Raw genomic sequence first — 20,047 nt, forward strand, 5'->3', positions numbered from 1 at the left:
AGGCCGTCAGCAGCGCTACCGAAATCGGATCCAAACCCAACCCACCTCCGCGTAGCCGCCGTCATCAGGAGTGGACACGTTACGAGACGGCACGGTTTCATCGAGGGCCATTCGGACAACCCACCCCAGGCCTGCCCTGTGTGAGCCGAGCAATCACCCGGCGGATCTTCGCAGGAAAGCCGAAGCGCCTCCATCCTCAACGCTCTCGCTGCGCCAGCCACCGTCGGCCGTCGAACAGCCGATGGGAGATCCGTGGTCACGGCCACCGCCCGATGGGCCGTCACCTCGCGGGAGGGCGCTCCCGCGGAGACCGTACGGGCGAGTACGACGTGGACCGGTGTCGCCGTCCGACGGATGAGTTCGCCATGCCGAACTCATCTGTAACATCGCCGCGTTGACTAGCCGTCAAGGGAGATGTCATTTGAGTGAGCACCTCAGGATCGTGCTGTTCTCACACTCCGCCGACGGCTTCGCCATTGCCCACAGCGCATGCAAGGCAGCTGGTCATCAGCCGGTCGCGTACGTGTACGCACGCGCACCGCGTCCCGGACGCCACAGCGGCCCGGGAGCACCGGCCGCGGTCGCCGGCATCGTGAAGAACCTTCCTCCGGACGTCGACCTGTTGTTGCCTCGCAGCGCCGCGAGCCTGACTCAGGCGCTGCTCGGCTACCGGCCCGACCTGCTGCTCTGCAACGGTTTCCCCTGGCGGTTCCCCCGCCCGTTGCTGGACGCGGCACGCCTTGGCGGCATCAACGTCCATCCCTCCCTGCTGCCGCGCCACCGCGGCCCCATCCCGATCCACTGGGCGATCCGGGCCGGGGATCGCGAGACCGGCGTCACCGTCCACTGGATGGACGAGGACTTCGACACCGGACGGGTAATCGTCCAGCGTGGCGGTGTGCCGCTGAACGACGAGGTGGTACCGGATGAGCTGTTGGCCCGCATGGACACTCTGACCAGCGAACTGCTACCCATCGCTCTGCAACGCGTCGGCGACGGTCTTCCAGGCGCGCCGCAGGACGAGGCGAAGGCGACCTACGCGGGCTGGATGGAGGAGGACTTCCACCGCCTGGACCGGACGCGGACCGCGCGAGAGATCCACAACCAGGTCCGCGCCTCCCGGTTCGGCGTGTTCGATCCGCCCGGCCCCGTTGTCCAGGTGAACGGCCGCTGGGTGTCGGTGCTGCGGACGCGTACCGACCCGGACGAAGGGGGCATGCGGATCGACTGCGCGGACGGTCCGCTGTGGATCGTCGAGTGCCAGGCCGTGGAGCGCCCGGAGTAGCCGGTCACGCCCTCTGCACGGCGCCACTGATCCGGGTGCGGAGTTCAGCGGCTCGTGAATCTTCGCACCGGGCTGTCAGGGCCAGCGCCTCGGACCAGTGTGTTCGCGCCTCGTCGGACCGGCCCGCCGCGTCCAGCGCGCCGGCGAGCCCGTCGAGCGCCAGGGCCAACTGCCAGTCATCGTTCAGGTCGCGATGCGCCGCCGCCGCGCTGCGGTGAAAGTCGGCCGCCTCATCGAACCGCTCCAGTTGCTGGTACACCTCCCCAGCGCCCTGCCAGGCTCGCGCCTCGCGTGAGCGGTCACCGAGCCGCCGCTGGATGACGGCGGCCCTCTGGTAAGAGGCCAGAGCGTCATCGATGTGGCCGGTCGCCTGCTGGGCCCGCCCGAGTGTGAGCAGCCAGTATCCCTCCCACATGGTGTTGCGATGGCGGAGCGCGATGTCCACCGCTTGACGCGCGTATCCGAGAGCCTCCTGCGGCTCTCCGTGATCAAGGCAGGCGGCGCTGAGCAGCCGAAGGGCGTTGCCCTGGCCTTGCTTGCTGTCCAGTTCGCGGAACCTCTCCAGGGCGTTCCGCGCGAGGTCGCGGGCCTGTTCCGCCGCTCCGAGTTCGTACGCCACCTCGGCGGTGTTCGCCACCGCGACGGCCTCCCACTGGGCGGCTCGGATCTCCCGGAAGAGTGCCAATGCCTCCTCGAAACAGCTCTTGGCGTCGTTCAACCGCCGTTCCCTGAGCCGGATCAGGCCGATGTCGTTGAGGGAGAGCGACTCGCCCAGCCGGTCTACGCGCTCGCGGCGGATGGCCAGAGCGGCCTGGTGGAATTCCGCTGCTTCGGACAGCCGGTGGGACTGGGTGCAGGCCATGCCCAGGCTTTCCAGGATCTCGGCCTCGGCGCCACGGTCACCGAGCCGCCGCGCGGCCCGCAGTCCGATGTGCCCCATGGCCAGCCAGTCCTCGAACGGGTTGAGCAGCATGTGCACGCTGCGCAGCACGGCCGCCAGCTGCCAGGCGATCTGGTCCAGTCCGACCGCCTCCGCCGCACGAGCGACGGCCATCAGGTTCGCTGACTCCAGCTCGTACCAGGACATGGCCTGCTCGTAGCTGTCGAAGGAGAGGGGAGTGACTTTCGGATCCAGGGGGCTCAGCGGGATATGAGCCTCTCCCGGGTTGAGCCACCCCTGGGCCGCGTCGGCGGCGTGTACGTACCAGGTGAGGAGCCGGCGCACCGCGGCCTCGCGGGTCTCCTGCGTCTCCTCGCACTGGGCCTGGTCGGTCGCGTAGGCGCGCAGCAGGTCGTGGAACTCGTAGCGGTCAGGAGCGGTCTGTTCCAGCAGATGAGCTCCGGCGAGAGAGTCCAGCAACCGATGGGCTCGAGCGGTGCTGATGCCGGCGATCGCGGCGGCAGCCGGCACCCCGAAGGCCGGTCCTGGATGGAGACCGAGCAGCCGGAACAGCGTCGCCGCCTCGGTGGTCAGCCCCCGGTAGGACCACGCGAACACCGTTCTTACGGCGTCGGCCTGCGGCTCGTCGCCCACACTCAAGGCCTCCCACAGCGATGACTCGTCACGTAGGTCCCGTATCAGGTGGTCGAGGTCCATCCACGGACGACTCGCGGCACGCTCGGCGGCGATCCGCAGGGCCAGCGGAAGCCGGGCGCACAACCGTGCCAGCTCGGCGAGTTTCTGTCCGTCGTCCTCGGTCCGGTATTCGGCGGTGACCACGCTCAGCAGCTTGACGGCATCCGGCTCGTCCAGTGTCCCGAGCGTCAGCCGACGCGCCCCGTCCCTGACGCTGAGTCCCGACAGACGGCTACGGCTGGTGACGATGACCAGGCAACCCGCCGTACCGGGCAGCAGCGGGCGCACCTGTGCCACTGTGGCGGCGTTATCGAGGACGATCAGCATCCGCCGCTCCGCCAGCAGCGACCGATACAGGGCGGCGGCGGCCTCCTCGTCCTGCGGAACCGCCCGCGTGGGCACGCCCAGCGCGGCCAGGAACCGGTTCAGTGCCTCATGGGCTGTCACCGGTAAGCCCGGGTCGTAGCCGCGCAGGTTCACGTACAACTGGCCATCCGGGAAGCTTCGGGCGGCCTGGTGTGCCCAGCGCAGGGCGAGCGAGGTCTTGCCCACCCCGGCGGTCCCGGCGATGACATAGACGCACACGACGAGTGGTTCGCCGCCCGTCGCCTGGTCGGCGAGGATCGCGTTGAGCCTCCGCAGCTCGTTGCTGCGGTTCACGAAACCCCGTACATCGCTGGGGAGTTGGCGTGGTCTCGGTGCATCGTAACCGGAGCGGCGCTCACCGGTGTGGAAGTGAACGCCGCCGTCGATGTCTCTGGCCTGGACGACGTCCGACGCGGAGCCGGACAGCTCCGAATGCGCGCTGTGGGGTCCGTGACCCGGCCCGCGCTCCGCGTCCTCGCCGTGCTTCTCACTGTGTCGGCTGATCTTCTACTCCGGACGGGGCGGTGACAGGTGCCTGACGTTTTCGTCGACGTATGGGATCAGGTCTTCGGCCGAGTCGTAGAGGTCCTTGATGAATTCACGGCACCGGGCGGTGGTCTCGGGGTCGGAGTAGCGGATCGCCCCGTCCAGTACGCCCTGCTGGGTGTAGCGGATCTCGTAGACGGTTCGCTCGCCGAGGGTGAGCAGCTCTGGCAATGGCCCCTCTTTCTCCAGGGACCGGATGCGCTCCGGGCTCACCACTCTGATCCGCTCCCCGCATTCCGCACGCAGTCGCAGGAGGTGCAGCTCCCACTGGAGATAAGGGGTGAGTGGCTCCTGAACGACGCGGACACGGAAAAGAGTGGTCCCACGCCTTTCGTTCTCCTCCGAGAACTCCTGGAGATAGTCGCGCTCTTCCTCGATGAGCCTCAGGGCGCCATTCCAGTCGCCGCGATCGAACGCCTCCCAGCTGGCGAAACCCGGCTCCCGGAAATACTGGCGTCGCTCCAGCTTCCACGAGTCCTGTCCGTCAATCGTCCACTGGCGGCGCCGGAAGTCACGACGGTAGCTGTCCAGATCGAGCGGCTCGCCCCGCGACGATTCGAGGCGGAGACCATCAAGGCCGAGCATCGGGAATGTCCGGTTTCGCCGTGCTCAGCATCGCACCCGGCAGGATCACGAGTCGCTCGTCTGCGGCGATCCTGACGTCCTCGGGCAACCGAGCGGCGTAGACCTCCGTGAGGTCCCGGCCGATCACCGCGATGTCGCCATTGTCCAACTGCCAGATGTCGGGGCACCCGTCGCGGCCACCGGTGGCGTTCAACTCCTTGGCGGACTTCCCTAACCGACGCTCGAACGAGGCCGCGGGGTCGGCCTCCCAGGCTCGCTCCATCGCTTCTCCCATCCGGTGCGTACGGAAGATAATGGCTACTCACTGTATAGATATCCGACACCCATGGCAACGGATCGTCGATCATATGTGAGTCTATCTGCGCGATCCTGTGCGCTATTGGCCGGAATTGACCTGACCTCGATTGCTCAGCGGTAAGCGCACATGGTGGCCGTTCGCACCAGCCCCCTGCCGCATGTCCCGGGCTGGAGCGATTGTCAGCGGGAGCCCCTATCGTTCTCGGTGGATCTTCTGCCGGGGGGAGCGGTGACGATGGCTGACGAGCACAGGGAGTACCTGGAGTTCCGGCTGCGGCTGCCGAATGGAGGGCCCGAGGCACGGGGGCGCGTCCTGCCGGAAAGGGGGATGAACGGCAGCCTGAAGTTCCTGGTCCTCGCCGGTTCACCGGTGCGGGCGGAGACGCTGCCCGGCATAGGGCGCCATGCGGCGGCGCAGCGGGAGGCGCTGCTGGCCGACGGCGGCATCCGGGAGTCAGAGCGGTGGCCCGGGTATCTGGAGACCACCCGAGCCATCGAGTGCAACTCTCCCTCGGCCGCGGCGTCGGTGGTGGCCGGCCGCAGTTCTGACGGCCTGTCCGAATGGCGTACGGAGGACGGCTTCCCGCTGGTCGACTACCTCGGCCACTCCTGGCGCACCCCGCACAAGGCATGGCTGGTCCGCGGCTCCAATGTGTCGGGCCGCGACCTGGTGAAGCGACTGTGGGTGCCCGAGGGCTGGGTGACCCTGGCGGCCGCGCATCTGCCGCCGGTGGGCGAGGAGGAACCGACCAAGAGCGTCCTGCGCCGGTATGTCCAGGAGGGGTACGACGCCACCGCCTCGTACAGCCAGAAGCAGGCGATGGTCGACGAGCTGCACTACTTCCTCACCCAGATGCGGCGCGGCGACACTGTTTGCACCATCTCCGGCGGACAGTTGTACGTGGGCACCGTCGCGGGGGACGCCGAGCAGGTCGAGTCCGAAGGCGGGCTGTCCAACCTGCGGCGGAAGGCCGACTGGCGGCGCGACGGCTTCCCGTACGACGAGTTGCCGGAGGAGCTCCAGCAAAAGCTCTCCGTCCAGCACGACGTCGTCGACCTCACCTCCGTGCAGGCCCTCATCGAGGGGCTCGGCAGGAGTGACGACGAGCTGGCAGTGGAGGCCGAGGCCATAGAGCGTGACCCGAGCGTGAAGATCCCGGCGATCATCGCCCGGCGAGAGCTGGAGTTGCCCGAGCCGACGGATGTCCTGGCAGCGGAACTCCTCGTGCATGACACCGAGTGGCTTCGCGAGGTGCGGGATCTGCTCTGGGATGAGCGCCAGTTGGTGCTGTACGGGCCGCCGGGCACCGGCAAGACCTACCTGGCGCTGAAGATGGCCGAATTCCTCGGCGGCGGACCGGAGCAGGTGAAGCTCGTGCAGTTCCACCCTGCGTACGCGTACGAGGACTTCTTCGAGGGCTTCCGGCCTCATGAGGACCCGGAGAGCCGAGAGGTCGCCTTCCGGCTCACCGCGGGTCCATTGCGGGAGCTCGCCGACCTCGCCTCCCGGGAGGGGAACCGGCACATCCCGCACTTCCTCATCATCGACGAGATCAACCGTGCCAACCTGGCGAAGGTCTTCGGCGAGCTGTATTTCCTCCTCGAATACCGGAACAAGTCCGTACGGCTCACCTACTCCGGCGATGACTTCGCCTTGCCGCCGAACCTCTTTGTCATCGGCACGATGAACACCGCGGACCGGTCCATCGCGCTGGTGGATGCGGCGATGCGGCGCCGGTTCGCCTTCGTGGAGCTGTCGCCGCGTACCGAGCCGACGAGCGGGCTGCTGCGGCGCTGGCTGGCCAGGGAGGGCAAGGACCCCGAGCCCGCCGATCTCCTCGACGCGCTCAACTCGCGCATCGACGATGCCGACTTCCGGATCGGCCCCTCCTACCTGATGAAGAAGGGCGTCTACCGGGACGGCGGCTTGGAGCGCACATGGCGGACGAAGATCCTGCCGCTGCTGGAGGAGCACCACTACGGGGAGGGCATCGACGTGGAGAAGCGGTACGGGCTCGCGGCGCTGCGGGAATCGCTGGGGTGACCTCAGCAGTCTCCCCCGCAGTGACCTCCGCCATCGAGCTCGTCGAGCACGCGCCGGCCCGGTCGGTGCCACTGGCGGACGCGGTCGGCCGCGCGATCGCCGCGGCAGGGATCGTGGATGCCGTCCCCGACCCGTACCAGCCGGGGTACTGGTCGCTGCGGGCGGGCAGCAAGGTCGGGGCTGTGGCCGTCGCCGTCCCCGGCGGCGGGGCGCCGGTCACCGTCCGCATCATGCCCAAGGTGCCCATCGCCCGTCTCTTCTTCCTGCTCGGCTACAGCCTCGATCCGCAAGGCAGTTGGCACGACGGAGAGGTGGAGGTGGCGGATCACCGTGACCTGCTTCCCGCTTTCGCCCATGCCGTGGAGCGGCAGGTGGACCGGGCGCTGCGGCAGGGCCTGCTGCAGGGGTACCGGGCGACGGAGGAGACCGCTCTCGTCGTCCGCGGACGGATCCGGGAGGCCGAGCAGATCCGCCGCCACTTCGGGGCGACACTGCCGGTGGAGGTGGCGTACGACGAGTTCACCACCGACACCGCGGAGAACCGCATCCTGCGCACGGCCGTGGAGCGCCTGCTGCGCCTGCCGGGGGTGCCGCGTGATGTGCGCCGCAGGCTGCTGCACCAGCGCGCCCGCCTCGCCGACGTCACCCCGATCGTGCGCGGACAGCCGCTCCCCGACTGGCATCCCACCCGCCTCAACTCCCGCTACCACCACGCCCTGCACCTCGCCCGCGTGGTCCTGGACGGCTCCTCCACCGAGCACACTCCGGGCGGCCTGCACATCGACGGCTTCCTGTTCGACATGAACAAGCTCTTCGAGGACTTCGTGACGGTCGCCCTGCGCGAGGCGTTCCGTGGTTCAGGGCGCACGGCCCGCCTTCAGGACCCGCACCACCTGGACGAGGCCGCCGTGATCCGTATGAGGCCGGACTTCGTGCTCTACGGGGCGGACGGCACCCTGTCGGCGGTGGTGGACGCCAAATACAAGGCCGAGAAGCGGAACGGTTATCCGGAAGCCGACCTGTACCAGATGCTGGCCTACTGCACGGCGCTGGGTCTGCGTGACGGGCACCTGGTGTACGCGAAGGGGAACGCCACGCACGCGGCGCATCAGGTGCGGCACGCGGGCATCGTCATCCATCAGCACGCCCTCGACCTGGACCAGCAACCGGCCGGGCTGCTCGCGGACATCGCGTCCGTAACCCGGCAGATGGTCCCCGGCCTACCCCTATGATTCGCCGGGACGGGTCCGTCCAGGGTGGGGAGTCGCCTCGTGCCGCAGCTCGCGTTCGCCAACAGCTTCTGGGAGAGCTACGACGTCCTGGAGAAGCCCGTCAAATCAGGCGTGCGCAAGGCCATGGAGAAGTTCCAGCAGCTCACCGTGCACGAGCTGCACGCCGACAAAGGCCTGCATCTGGAGTGGGTCGACAAGGCGCGCGACCCGCGGATGCGGACCATTCGCATCAACGACTTCTGGCGGGGCGTGGTCCTGGCGCCCGACGACGGCAGTGATGTTTTCCTGCTCGTGAATGTGGTTCCCCACGACGACGCGTACACCTGGGCGGCCAAGCGGCTGTACACGACGAACTCGGCGACGCGCGGCCTCGAAGTACGCAACGTGGTCGCGATCGAGCAACTGACTCCGGCCCTGGAGAAGGCGGCTGCCGCGGCCCCTTCGCTGCTGTTCGCGAACTACTCCGAGACGGTGCTGCGCGAACTCGGCATCGACGAGCAGGTGTTGCGGGCGGTGCGGACCATAGTCGACAAGCCGCAGCTGGAGGCTTTTGGGACGCTGCTGCCGGAGGACCAGTACGAGGCACTGCAGTACCTCGCCGAAGGCTTCAGCCCCGAGGAGGTCTACCGGGACGTGGTCGCCGTGCGCCGCCCCGCCGACGCGGCGCCCGAGCCGGACGAGGACCTGGCCACCGCGATCGCCAACACCACAAGCCGCATCACCCTGGTCACCGGGCCCGACGAGCTGACCGACATTCTGGAGAAGCCCTTCGCGGCCTGGCGGGTGTTCCTGCACCCCTCGCAGCGCCGCGTCGCCTACCGGGTGTCGTACGGCGGTCCGGTGCAGGTCACCGGCGGTCCTGGCACGGGCAAGACGGTCGTGGCGCTGCATCGCGTCAAGCATCTCCTCACCCGCTCGCCCGAGGCTCGCGTCCTGCTCACCACGTACACAGGCGCCCTGGCCGCCGCCCTCCGTGAGAACCTCACCCTCCTCCTCGACGGCGACCCGTCGCTGCTCGAACGGGTGGAGGTGACGACGGTCAACGCCTATGCGCACCGGGTGGTGACCCGCCTCGACGGCAGGGCCCCCTCCCCCATCGGCGACCGGGAGGAGCGGCAACAGTGGCAGTGGGTCGTCAAGAAGCTGGGGCTGTCGTGGACGGAGCAGTTCCTGGCCCAGGAGTACCGGCACGTCATCCTCGCCCAGGACCTCCGCGACCTGACCGCCTACCGGGCCGCGTCCCGGCGCGGGCGCGGCAGCGCGCTCTCGCCCACCCGGCGTGAGCAGCTGTGGCCCGCCGTCGAACTGTTCGAGTCGATGCTGCACGGCCAGGGGACCACCACGCACCTGAGGGTGTGCGCCCGTGCTGCCGAACTCCTGGCCCGGTCCGCACCGGAGTTCGACCATGTGGTGGTCGACGAGGCACAGGATCTGCATCCCGCCCAGTGGCGTGTGCTGCGCGCCGCGGTGGCGCCCGGGAGCGATGACCTGTTCATCACCGGCGACCCGCACCAGCAGATCTACGATTCCAAGGTCTCCCTGGGCTCTCTCGGCATCCCGGTGGCCGGCCGCACGAACCGCCTGCGCATCAACTACCGCTCGACGGAGGAGATACTCGCCTGGTCGACCGGCATTCTCAGTCCGGTGGTGGTCGACGATCTGGGCGGCGACGGCAGTGACACGCTGGCCGGCTACCGTTCGCTGCTGCACGGCCGGAAGCCACACGTGGACGGGTACGGTTCCGAGCAGGCGGAGGTCGGAGCGCTGGTGGAGCGCGTCGAGAACTGGATCACCCAGGGGATCCGGCCCTCCGAGATCGGCGTGTGCGCCCGCTTCAACCTGCTCATCGACAAGGTCTACGACAAGCTGACCGCGGCCAAGGTGCCGGTGGTCCGCGTCAAGAGCAACCCGGGACCGGACGTGGAGGGGGTGCGGCTGGCGACGATGCACGCCATGAAGGGCCTTGAGTTCCGGTGCGTCGCCGTCCTCGGAGTGACGGCCGGCGCGGTGCCGTTCACGCGCGAGGTCACACCAGATGACGTGGACGCGCTGCAGCACGAATCGGACCTGCTGCGGGAGCGGTGCCTGCTGTTTGTGGCGTGCACGCGGGCGCGGGAAGCACTGGCCGTCTCATGGAGCGGATCGGCCAGTCCTTTTGTACCGCAAGGGAATTGACGTCCATGAGCCTGCCGGACGTCCTTGGAGATCCAAGAGCCCGCTTGGCTCATCCCGTCGTTTCATCGGGAACCAGTGCCCCATTGCCCAATCCGTCCCGCGCCAGCACCGCCGCTTCCCTGCTCAGATCCGCCACCTTTCGTATACGCTCCTCGAACTCCTGGAGCGCGCGGAAAGCGGCACCGTAGCGGCGCTGCTCAGAGATGTCCATCTGCGGGATGCGGGCACCCCGTCCGTCGAGACGGAGAGTGCCGCTGGTGCTCGTGGAGCGGCGGTTGTTCGCGGCGCTGCTCAGGAAGCCCCGGAGAAAGTCCGTGTCGAGTTGGTCGCTCACCGAGACCGGTTCCGCATCGCCATACTCGACCAGCCCGGCCCGGGCGAGCTCCGCGAGACTGACGGAGGGCCCGTCCAGCAAACCGGGAACGTCGCCTGCGGTCAGCGTGGGCAGGGCGTCCAGGATTCCTCGCATCTGCTGCGCCAACTCTCCCCGCAGGGTGTGGTATTCAGCGGCGTAGTCACGATGCGCCTCCTCGACGTGGCGTCCGGGAGTGAGGTCCACGGCATCGTCCAGCAGATCGATCAGCGGCACATCCGTCACCTGGCCTCCCTCCAGGGAACCGTCAGGATCACTGGCGGTCAGGTCGACCATGTGGACGAACGTTACTGCGTTGCCGGCGGGCTCTGGCCGGCGCAGGTGCCACAGGTGCACTGGCAGGGAATGCGAGCCCGCGGTGCCGGACGGCAGGGCGGTGATCTGTGTGACGATGCCACGCCGTACGAGTTCGGCGCGGATGCGGCGGCCTGCCTTGCGGTAAGCGACCGACGCGGGCATGACCATGAGGACGCGACCGCCGGGAGCGGTGTGCGCGTAGGCGTGCTGGAGCCAGGCGAGTTCGCCTTCGGCCCGTGAGGGGGTGCCCAGTTCCCAGCGGGGGTCGAGGAGCAAGTCCTCTCGGCCCCAGTCGGTGACACCCACCGGCGGGTCGCAGACGACAAGTTCGGCTTTGAGATCCGGCCATTGGTCGTCGCGCAGGGAGTCACCTGTGGCGATCGTGACACCCGCGCGGTCCGTCAGATCGGCACGCAGTTGCGCAAAACTTGCGCTACGGGCATCCAACTCCTGACCATACCGTTTGCCCCCCTGCTCGGGACCGACGGCGAGGAGGAGTGTGCCGACACCGCAGGCCGGGTCGAAGACGATCGCGTCACTGCCCACCTCACCGACGAAGTGGCGCACGGCGCGGACGACGCGGGGCGAGGTGACCTGGTCCGATGCTGCCCGGCGCACCGAGTCGGTGAAGCGTTCGCCGAGGGCGCCGACCACGTCGGCCACCGAGGTGCTCGCAGTCAGGTCCCGCGCCAGCCGGACGGCCTCCTCCGGGAGCTCCGGGGCCGGCTCCCCGCCGGCGAGGACGCCCAGGACATCCACCAGACCACCGATGATCTCCTCGCCGTAGGCCCCTCGCAGGACTTGCCACAGCTGGACCTCCTGGGAGACGCCCTGCCCCTTGCGCTGCCGGTCCAGCCACGCCTGCACATCGGCCAAGGCGAAGAGCGGGCTGTTCGCTCCGCCGCCCGCAGGTGACGGGAAGTCGTCGTAGCGCCGCCTCCAGTTGGAGACCGCAGCACGGGTGACCCCCGCGAGCCGGGCGATCTCAGCGCCGGTGACCAGTGGACCGGCCAGGGGTGGGGGGTTGTCTTCCATCCGGTCACCGTATACGGAGCCAGGGATCGCTTTCAATGATGTGGGATGTTGACGATGTAAACGAGAAATTGCTTGTCGTTTTTTTGTATACCGCGCCTGAGTGGGCCCGCCGGGACACTCAGATATACCTTTGCTGCCGTAGCCGACGGCGGCGCTTGCGCTCATCCGGCATGCTGCGCCCGCTACCGGGGCCGCCCTGTTTCGGCGACGAGTGCCGGGGCGCTCGTCGCCGGGCACCAAGCCCCGGAGCAGACCGCCGGGCCTGACCGCTTCGAAGCACGGACCGCCGTCGACCGGGGTGACGGGGGGCGCCGCCGAGGACCTGTTCCGCTCCGCCATCGACCGCTATCCGGGCGAGGGAGCCACCCTTGACGCCATCACCACGTGCCGGCTGCTCGGTAACCAGCTGGTGCGTTGGGGGCCCATGGCAGAACCGGCGGCTGTGCATCGCCGGGGGCTGGCAGACCTGGAACCCCGTAGCCATACGTTCCCGGATCCCAGTTTCAAATCTCTTGCCTCTTCAATCTCTTGACGCCACCTCAGTCTGACAAGCACACTTCCCGGCGGCGAAGTAACAGCTTCCGCAATGCCTGTTGAACACCTTTGGTGCACCCGCCCGGGGCACCCCCGTAGGCAACCCCTGCGGGGCAGCGCAGCCCTGCCCGGCGGCGGCCCCGAACTGGTCGACAGGTGGCGGTCGCCGTTGCCCCATGCACCACCTGGCCAGCGCACACCTGCACCACGGCCCGCACCCCACACCCAGGGGGAGGCGGAGCCGAGAAGTCCGCACGCGTCCGTAACCCGGTCAACGAAAGGTCTGGTGCACTACATGCGATCCCCCATGCGCCGTCTGAGCGCCCTCGCCCCCGCGGTCCTGCTGCTGGCGGGTATGCAGCTGGCCGGTTCCCCGGCCCACAGCGCGACGCCCCCTTCCGCTGACGTCCGGCTGGCCTCCGGCGGGTCGGCGATCTCCGACAGCTGGATCGTCACTCTCAAGGACGGAACCGGGTCGACCGACACGGTCGCAAGCGAACTCACCCGGCGCAACAGCGGTCGTCTCTCGCATGTGTTCCACAGCGCGCTGCATGGCTTCTCCGCGAAGATGACGCAGACTCAGGCCCGCAGACTGGCGGCAGACCCCCGGGTCGCTCTCGTGGAACAGGACTCGAAAGTCACCGCCAGTGCCACCCAGTCCAACGCCACCTGGGGCATCGACCGCATCGATCAGCGGGACCTGCCACTGAGCGGCACCTACACGTACAACACCACCGCATCCAACGTCCACGTGTACGTCATCGACACCGGAATACGTACCTCGCACAGCGAGTTCGGCGGCCGGGCATCCATCGGCACGGACACGGTCGGCGATGGGCAGAACGGCAATGACTGCAACGGACACGGCACTCACGTGGCGGGTACGGCGGCCGGGTCCACCTACGGCGTCGCCAAGGGTGCCTCGATCGTCGGCGTCCGGGTCCTCGACTGCAACGGCTCCGGCAGCACCTCCGGCGTGATCGCGGGCGTCGACTGGGTCACCAACAATGCTGTCAAGCCTGCCGTCGCCAACATGAGCCTGGGCGGCAGCGCCAGCACCACCCTCGACAACGCCGTGAAGAACTCCGTCGCCTCCGGCGTCTCCTACGCGATCGCCGCCGGCAACGGCAACTTCCTCGGCATACCCCAGGACGCCTGCAAGAGCTCCCCGGCTCGGGTGCCCGAAGCCATCACGGTCGGCGCCACCGACAGCTCCGACAAGCGTGCCTCCTGGTCCAACTACGGCACCTGCCTCGACCTGTTCGCCCCCGGCGTGAACATCACCTCCGCCTGGAAGGACAGCGACACCGCCACCAACACCATCAGCGGCACTTCCATGGCCACACCGCACACCACCGGTGCGGCAGCGCTCTACCTGGCCGCCAACCCGAACGCCACACCCGCCCAGGTACGTGACGCCCTGGTCAACAACGCCACGAGCGGCAAGGTCCAGGACCCGAAGACCGGCTCCCCGAACAAGCTCCTGTACACCCTGTTCTGACCGCCCGGGGCCGGTCGGGGGGCCGGCCCGCGACGCCCCGGCGCCGGCGAGCGCGGCACCCCGCCGCCCGCCGGAGCCGGGGCAGGGCGTCGCGCTGTCGCGCCCCGCCCAGGTTCGTGGAGCCGGGCCGGTACCCGTGAGCGCGACAGTCCCGGTGCCTCGCCGGGACGACCGGGGGCGTGCGGGCGGCCCCCGGCCGGACAGCGCCTCAACCCAGCCGGACCGGGAATTCCAGGCGACCGCGGTACTGTGCGGCCGCCCTCCGTCGAGGATGTCGCTCCCGTGCAGACCGCGCGGCCCTCGACGGCGACGACCGCCACGTTGTGCGGCGCTGCGCCGGCCCTCCCAGAAACTCAACCCCCATAATCGGCCCCGGCCTTTGTGGGCACCGCCCCCATAGGCGCCCGTGTTGCGCGGACCTAACCTCCTGGGAACCACGCGTGATTCAGCCACCTTGGAGGGCGCATGAGATTCTCGCCGGCTGCCCGGTTACACCGACTGGCAGCCCTGCTCCTGCTCGTGGGCGCGGTCCACCTGCTCCCCGGCACCGCACCCGCCGTCGCCGCCGCGCCCGCTCCGGTGGCCGGAGACCTGGGGCCCTACAACGTGAACGCCGTATACAGCGCGGGGATCTCCTCCGGCGGCTATATGGCCACCCAGCTCCATGTGGCGTACTCCGGGACGTTCAGCGGCTCCGGGGTCTTCGCGTCCGGGCCGTACGACTGCGCGCAGAACGACCTCAACAGGGCCCTCAACGCATGTATGGACACCTTGCTGGACCTCCAGCTCGACAAGCTGGAGCAGACCACACGGGGCTGGTCGGCACAGGGCCTGATCGACCCGGTGGCGGGTCTCTCCGGCGACCCGGTCTACGTCTTCAGCGGCTCCAACGACTCGACGGTGAAACGTCCGGTGGCCGACGCGCTCGCCGCCTACTACGGAAGGTTCGGCTCCCAGGTCCTCTACAACAAGAGCACGGCGGCCGGGCACGCCTGGATCAGCCCGCTCGGCCCCAACTCCTGCGCGGTCACCGGCAACCCCTGGATCAACGACTGCGGCATCGACGCCGAGCACGACCTGCTCGGCCATCTCCTCGGCTCCGTCGCCGCGCCCGCGGGCACCCCCGGCGGCTCCCTGATCCAGTTCGACCAGAACAAGTACGCCCCGGGCGGCCAGGCCAAACCCCTCTCCATGGACGACAAGGGCTTCGTGTACGTGCCGTCGAGCTGCGCGGGCGGCGCCGCCTGCAGGCTGGTGGTGGCCCTGCACGGCTGCAAGCAGGGGTACTCGTACCAGGGCTTCGGTACCCAGTTCATCGACAAGGCGTATCTCAACGAGTACGCCGACACCAACAACCTCATCGTGCTGTACCCGCAGGCCATCCCGACCGCCACGCTGGACAACCCCAACGGCTGCTGGAACTGGTGGGGTTACCTCGGGGACTCCGACTACGCCAGGCACGGCGGCAAGCAGATCGAGACGATCATGGCGATGGTGAAGGCTCTCCGAGGCGACACGCCACCGCCCGCGCAGAACACGGTGACCATCCCGAGCACCGACTCGCAGGACGGCTACGTCAAGGCCGCCGCGGACGGTTCGGGAGCGGCCGTCGGCACGCTGGAGGGCTCTTACGGTCTCGCGATCGGCCGCGGCAGCGACGGCAAGTTCAACCGGACCGTCCTGTCCTTCGATACCTCACAGATCCCCGCCGGCAAGGAGATCACCCGCGCCTATGTGACGGTCACCCGGAGCAGCGGGGTGGGCGACCCCTGGTCCAACCCCGCCGGAAACCGGCTGCTGGTCGACGTGCGGAAGGGCTGCTTCGGCGGATGCTCTGTCGAAGCCTCGGACTGGGCTGCCACCGCGACCTCGGCGGGAGCCGCCGACATCGCCTCCCTCTCCTCGGGAAGCAAGGACTCGACAGACCTGTCGTCTGCGGGGCTCTCCGCGATCGACCGGACGGGAACCACCCAGGTCCGGCTGCGCTTCGAAGCGAACCCGGCCTCGACGGCGTACGTCTTCGTCAACAAGGACACCCGGGCCACGCTGACCGTCGAGTACCGGTAACAGGATCCGCCGCCGGCCCGGACTCGCCCTCACCTACGACCCCGCACAACAGAAAGTGCTGGTTGAATGGATCTCAACCAGCACTTCCGGCAATTCGTGGGCTACCGATCGGTTGGTGTCCGAGGAAGGATTCGGACCGAGACCCCACGAACGCCGATCACAACGGTGCCTGCCGTTGCCATGGTCACCAGTTCGGCGGGGCCACCCACCCCCTTAGTCTGAATGCGCTTTCAGGCAGGCCAGAGCCCCGGCCCGGGCGGGATTCGAGGAGAGGCGAAGCGAGGAGCATGAGCACTCCCACGGTGTACGACGTCGCCGAGCAAGCCGGCGTCTCCATCGCGACCGTGTCGCGCGTCTACCGCAACCCCGACTCCGTACGCGCCGCCACCCGCGAGCGCGTGCTCGCCACCGCACGCCGGCTGGGCTAAGTGCCGAGCGAAAGCGCGCGGGGCTCGCCAGCCGCACCACCGGCGTACTCGGCCTCTGCTTCCCCGACTTCCACGACACAGCGGCCGAAGACGCCTCGGACGCCGACGACGCCGAGCTGATGCTCTACTCCCGGCGGTCGGCCGGAGCGGCCGGGTCCCCAACGGAGTCGCGCCGCCCCCGCCGCGGATGTCCGCGGGTTTACGGAAGCGTTACCTCCGGGCCCCTTGAGTCGAACCTCCGTGTGCTGCAAGGTCATGTATGCGCTTACAACGCACCATGACTCGAGGAGGAGCCGCATGACACGCACTGCCAGGTCCGTCACTCTCGCCGTGACAGTGGCGTCGGCTCTCGGCCTGACCACCCTCACCGCCTGCGGAAGCAGCGGCGGCGACCAGGTGGCAGGAGACGCCAAGCAGACGCTCACCGTCTGGGGCATGGGCGAGGAGGGCAAGCGGCTCCAGGACGTCGCGCAGGCGTTCAACAAGGAGCACCCGAACATCACCATCAAGGTGACCCCCGTCGGCTGGGACGTCGTCGGCCAGAAGATGGCGGCGGCCGCGGCCGCCGGGAAGCTGCCGGACATGGCGCAGATGGGCTCCACCATGATGGGCGAGTACATCGAACTCGGCGTGCTCGAGCCGGTGGACACCGGCACCTTCAAGGCGGACGACTTCTTCTCCGCCGCATGGAACGGCAACGTCAAGGACGGCACCGCGTACGGCGTCCCGTGGTACGTCGACACTCGCGCGCTTTACTACCGCACCGACCTCGCCGAGAAGGCGGGCATCGACAAGGCGCCGGCGACGTGGAAGGACTGGCGCGCACTCGCCGAGGCGTACAAGAACAAGGCCGGGACCGACTGGGGCATCAGCCTCGCGCCCGGCACCTTCGGGTCGTGGCAGAACTGGCTGCCGTTCCTGTACTCCGCGGGGGGCGAGATCCTGGACAAGGACGGCAAGCCCGCTCTGGACTCCCCCGAGTCGGTGAAGGCGCTCACCGAGTACGCCGCCTACTTCGACTCGGGCCTGGCCAAGAAGAGCGCCCCTCCCGGCTACGACGTCGTCAAGGACTTCGGCGCGGACCGGGTTCCGATGTTCTCCTCCGGCCCCTGGATGGTCCAGAACATCACCGACCAGCAGCCGCACCTGAAGGGCAAGTGGAAGGCGGTGCCGCTGCCCGCCGACAAGACCTCAACCTCCTGGCTGGGTGGCTCCTCGCTGGTCACCTTCAAGGACAGCGAGCACAAGGCGGCCGCCGACGAATTCACCAAGTTCCTGACCTCGCCCGAGATCCAGGCCCACTGGTACGAGATATCCAAGTCGCTCCCCGCCAACAAGGCCGCGTGGGAGCAGCCCGCCCTCAAGAACGGCGAGTCCCTCGACGTCTTCAAGAAGTCGCTGGTCACGGGCAAGGAGGTGCCTCCACTCGCGAAGTGGAACGAGATCTGCGTCCAGCTCGACGCCGCGCTGTCGAAGGTCGTACGCGGCGCCGATCCGGCCGCCACGGCCAAGCAGCTCCAGAAGGCCACCGAGGGCCTGGTGGGGTGACCCCATGAGCACCACCGCCGCCAAGCTCGACGACCCGGGCCGACCCCCGGCCATCGCGCATCGCGCGGGAGAGAAGGCCGGAAAGGACGGACCGGGCGACTCCCCGGACGCGCCCAAGCGTCGCCGGGACCGGCTGTCCACCCAGAATCTGGCCGGATGGCTGTATTCGGCGCCGTTCCTGTCGCTGTTCCTCACCTTCATGGCGTTCCCCATCGTCGCCACGCTGGTGATGAGCTTCACCGACTTCGGCCTCCGGAATGTGACCGACCCGCTCTCGGTGAACTTCATAGGCCTGGAGAACTACACCAAGCTCTTCGAGGACGAGAAGTTCATCCGCGCGCTGCTCAACACCGGCTGTTTCGTGGTGCTGGGTGTGCCGCTGACCATCGGCAGCGGGCTCGTGGCGGCGGTGCTGCTGAACTCCGGGATCGACCGGATGCGTACCTTCTTCCGGGTCGGCTTCTACGCGCCCGTGGTCACCGCCATCGTCGCGGTGGCGGTCATCTGGCGCTTCGTCCTCGATCCCACCGAGGGCCTGATCGCCGGGCTCGCCCACCAAGTCGGGCTGACCGCACCGGACTTCCTCGGCTCCGAGACGCTCGCCTTGCCCTCGCTGATCGTGATGGCGGTCTGGCGCAACATGGGCACCGCGATGGTGCTGTTCCTCGCCGGGCTGCAGGCCATCCCGACCGAGGTGCGGGAGGCGGCGAGGATCGACGGGGCCGGTGTCTTCCAGGAGTTCCGCAGGATCACGGTGCCGTTGCTGCGCCCGACCATGCTCTATGTCGCGGTGATGACCACCATCGGCTTCCTCAATGTCTTCGAGGAGCCGTTCGTGATGACCGACGGTGGCCCGTCGGACAGCACCCTGACGATTTCTCTGGACATGTACGAGCAGGGCTTCGACTTCTTCCACATGGGTTACGCAAGCGCCATGGCGTATGTCCTGTTCGTCGTCATCCTGGCCGTTACGCTGCTCCAGCTCCGCCTGCTGAAGGACAAGACCCGATGAGCGCACTCTCCAAGACCGCGCCCATGAAGGGGCCCGGATCCCGGCACACCGCTCGCGACCGCGGCACCCGCACGCGCAAGGTCCTGACCTACTCGCTGCTCAGCTTCGGCATGCTGGTCATGGCAGCGCCATTCCTGTGGATGGGGCTCTCGGCCTTCAAGACCGACCGCGAGCTGGGCGCCAGTCCACCGGTGTGGATTCCGACCGAGTGGACGCTGCAGCACTTCCGCGAGCTGGTGGAACTGATGGACATTCCGCAGTACTTCTTCAACTCGCTGCTGGTCGCGGTCTTCGTCACGGCCTGCAATCTGTTGTTCTGCTCGATGCTCGGATACGCCCTGGCCAAGCTGAACTTCATCGGCAAGAAAGCGGTGTTCGCGATCGTGCTGGGCGCGCTGATGGTGCCGGGGAACCTCATGCTCATCCCCAAGTTCGTCATGATGAGCAAGATGCACCTGATTGACACTTACGCGGCGCTGATTCTGCCGTTCGCGGCCGGGGCCTTCGGGGTCTTCCTGATGCGGCAGTTCATGATGTCCATTCCGGACGAGCTGCTGGAGGCGGCCCGTATCGACGGCGCCCGGGAGTGGTTCATCTTCTGGCGGATCGTGCTGCCGCTGGTGAAGCCCGCGTTGGCGACGCTCGCGATCTTCGTGTTCCTCGGCTCGTGGAACAACTTCCTGTGGCCGCTGGTCGCCACCAACGACCCCGGCAAGTACACCCTTCCGGTGGCACTGGCCACGTTCGCGATCGACCCGACCAAGGCCCAGGGATCCAACGGCGTGTTCATGGCCGGCGCCTTCCTGGTGGTGCTGCCGGTACTGCTGGTCTTCGTCGTCCTGCAGCGCTACTTCACCCAGGGCATCGCGACCGCCGGCCTCAAGTAGCCCACGGCATACGGGCGAGGCGGGCCCGTATGCCGTACTCACGCACCTCATGTAAGCGCATCCAAGCGCATCCATTACCCGGAGAGAGGCACCCACATCCATGACCGAAACGAACGCTGCCCGACTCGACTGGGAGCGGCGCATCGGCCTGCCCAGTGACCAGCCGCTGACCGGCACCGCCGACCTGCCGGCCCCCGCCGGGCTGCGCTCCGAGGACGGCACCGGGCATGTGCTGCTCGGCTGGGAGCCGGTCGAGGGT

Annotated in this window: 13 protein-coding genes and 1 pseudogene; 10 read left to right on the top strand and 4 right to left on the bottom strand. The window is 68.3% G+C overall.

The annotated features are described in order from the left end of the window. The first annotated feature begins 421 nt into the window (after positions 1 to 421). A complete protein-coding gene (locus tag ACY34J_RS20480) occupies positions 422 to 1,285 on the top strand; it encodes a methionyl-tRNA formyltransferase (RefSeq protein ID WP_462727929.1) in 864 nt (287 codons plus the stop codon). Between the two features lie 4 nt (positions 1,286 to 1,289). Here ACY34J_RS20480 and ACY34J_RS20485 read toward each other — a convergent pair whose 3' ends face one another. From ACY34J_RS20485 to ACY34J_RS20495, 3 genes are all read right to left on the bottom strand, one after another. Next, positions 1,290 to 3,521 carry an ATP-binding protein gene (locus tag ACY34J_RS20485; protein ID WP_462727928.1) on the bottom strand — a complete coding sequence of 744 codons (2,232 nt, stop codon included), beginning with the start codon at positions 3,519 to 3,521 and terminating at the stop codon, positions 1,290 to 1,292. A gap of 213 nt (positions 3,522 to 3,734) precedes the next feature. Continuing rightward, positions 3,735 to 4,358, bottom strand: a complete 624-nt coding sequence (locus ACY34J_RS20490) for a DUF6879 family protein (RefSeq protein WP_462727927.1) — start codon at positions 4,356 to 4,358, stop codon at positions 3,735 to 3,737. Continuing rightward, positions 4,345 to 4,620: a hypothetical protein gene (locus ACY34J_RS20495; protein ID WP_462727926.1), complete on the bottom strand. Its 276-nt coding sequence runs from the start codon at positions 4,618 to 4,620 to the stop codon at positions 4,345 to 4,347. Before ACY34J_RS20495 ends, ACY34J_RS20490 begins: the two co-directional genes overlap by 14 nt. Positions 4,621 to 4,890: 270 nt before the next feature. On the opposite strand from ACY34J_RS20495, the gene ACY34J_RS20500 reads away from it, so the two are divergent. The 3 genes from ACY34J_RS20500 to ACY34J_RS20510 are packed head-to-tail and all read left to right on the top strand — an operon-like array spanning position 4,891 to position 10,106. Further along, on the top strand, positions 4,891 to 6,699 hold the full coding sequence (locus ACY34J_RS20500) for a DUF4357 domain-containing protein (RefSeq protein ID WP_462727925.1): 1,809 nt from the start codon (positions 4,891 to 4,893) through the stop codon (positions 6,697 to 6,699). A 20-nt stretch (positions 6,700 to 6,719) separates the two neighbouring features. After that, positions 6,720 to 7,931 carry an McrC family protein gene (locus tag ACY34J_RS20505; protein WP_462727960.1) on the top strand — a complete coding sequence of 404 codons (1,212 nt, stop codon included), beginning with the start codon at positions 6,720 to 6,722 and terminating at the stop codon, positions 7,929 to 7,931. 39 nt (positions 7,932 to 7,970) lie between these two features. Further along, complete coding sequence (locus tag ACY34J_RS20510; RefSeq protein ID WP_462727924.1) at positions 7,971 to 10,106, top strand: UvrD-helicase domain-containing protein; 2,136 nt, start codon at positions 7,971 to 7,973, stop codon at positions 10,104 to 10,106. A gap of 49 nt (positions 10,107 to 10,155) precedes the next feature. On the opposite strand, the gene ACY34J_RS20515 is transcribed toward ACY34J_RS20510, so the two are convergent. After that, positions 10,156 to 11,811: an N-6 DNA methylase gene (locus tag ACY34J_RS20515; RefSeq protein WP_462727923.1), complete on the bottom strand. Its 1,656-nt coding sequence runs from the start codon at positions 11,809 to 11,811 to the stop codon at positions 10,156 to 10,158. Positions 11,812 to 12,652: 841 nt separating this feature from the next. Here ACY34J_RS20515 and ACY34J_RS20520 point away from each other — a divergent pair. The 6 genes and pseudogenes from ACY34J_RS20520 to ACY34J_RS20545 all read left to right on the top strand — a co-directional run bounded on the left by ACY34J_RS20520 (position 12,653) and on the right by ACY34J_RS20545 (position 19,788). Beyond that, the gene (locus ACY34J_RS20520; RefSeq protein ID WP_462727922.1) at positions 12,653 to 13,846 is read left to right on the top strand and encodes a S8 family peptidase; all 1,194 of its coding nucleotides are present in this window, start codon (positions 12,653 to 12,655) and stop codon (positions 13,844 to 13,846) included. Positions 13,847 to 14,311: 465 nt separating this feature from the next. Further along, the gene (locus tag ACY34J_RS20525) at positions 14,312 to 15,913 is read left to right on the top strand and encodes an extracellular catalytic domain type 2 short-chain-length polyhydroxyalkanoate depolymerase (RefSeq protein WP_462727921.1); all 1,602 of its coding nucleotides are present in this window, start codon (positions 14,312 to 14,314) and stop codon (positions 15,911 to 15,913) included. Positions 15,914 to 16,200: 287 nt separating this feature from the next. After that, positions 16,201 to 16,472: pseudogene (locus ACY34J_RS20530) on the top strand (LacI family DNA-binding transcriptional regulator); the annotation flags it as partial. Positions 16,473 to 16,638: 166 nt separating this feature from the next. Further along, positions 16,639 to 17,889, top strand: coding sequence for a sugar ABC transporter substrate-binding protein (locus tag ACY34J_RS20535; protein WP_462727920.1), 1,251 nt, complete (start codon positions 16,639 to 16,641; stop codon positions 17,887 to 17,889). Between the two features lie 4 nt (positions 17,890 to 17,893). After that, on the top strand, positions 17,894 to 18,901 hold the full coding sequence (locus ACY34J_RS20540) for a carbohydrate ABC transporter permease (RefSeq protein ID WP_462727919.1): 1,008 nt from the start codon (positions 17,894 to 17,896) through the stop codon (positions 18,899 to 18,901). A gap of 23 nt (positions 18,902 to 18,924) precedes the next feature. Continuing rightward, the gene (locus ACY34J_RS20545; protein WP_462727959.1) at positions 18,925 to 19,788 is read left to right on the top strand and encodes a carbohydrate ABC transporter permease; all 864 of its coding nucleotides are present in this window, start codon (positions 18,925 to 18,927) and stop codon (positions 19,786 to 19,788) included. Positions 19,789 to 20,047 lie beyond the last annotated feature (259 nt).

This window comes from Streptomyces sp. HSS9-12, from assembly GCF_054963655.1.

Coding starts and splice junctions, on each gene's coding strand:
- ACY34J_RS20490 (WP_462727927.1), bottom strand. CDS start 4,358: ATGCTCGGCCTTGATGGTCTCCGCCTCGAATCGTCGCGGGGCGAGCCG.
- ACY34J_RS20495 (WP_462727926.1), bottom strand. CDS start 4,620: ATGGAGCGAGCCTGGGAGGCCGACCCCGCGGCCTCGTTCGAGCGTCGG.
- ACY34J_RS20500 (WP_462727925.1), top strand. CDS start 4,891: ATGGCTGACGAGCACAGGGAGTACCTGGAGTTCCGGCTGCGGCTGCCG.
- ACY34J_RS20525 (WP_462727921.1), top strand. CDS start 14,312: ATGAGATTCTCGCCGGCTGCCCGGTTACACCGACTGGCAGCCCTGCTC.
- ACY34J_RS20540 (WP_462727919.1), top strand. CDS start 17,894: ATGAGCACCACCGCCGCCAAGCTCGACGACCCGGGCCGACCCCCGGCC.
- ACY34J_RS20520 (WP_462727922.1), top strand. CDS start 12,653: ATGCGCCGTCTGAGCGCCCTCGCCCCCGCGGTCCTGCTGCTGGCGGGT.
- ACY34J_RS20535 (WP_462727920.1), top strand. CDS start 16,639: ATGACACGCACTGCCAGGTCCGTCACTCTCGCCGTGACAGTGGCGTCG.
- ACY34J_RS20545 (WP_462727959.1), top strand. CDS start 18,925: ATGAAGGGGCCCGGATCCCGGCACACCGCTCGCGACCGCGGCACCCGC.
- ACY34J_RS20515 (WP_462727923.1), bottom strand. CDS start 11,811: ATGGAAGACAACCCCCCACCCCTGGCCGGTCCACTGGTCACCGGCGCT.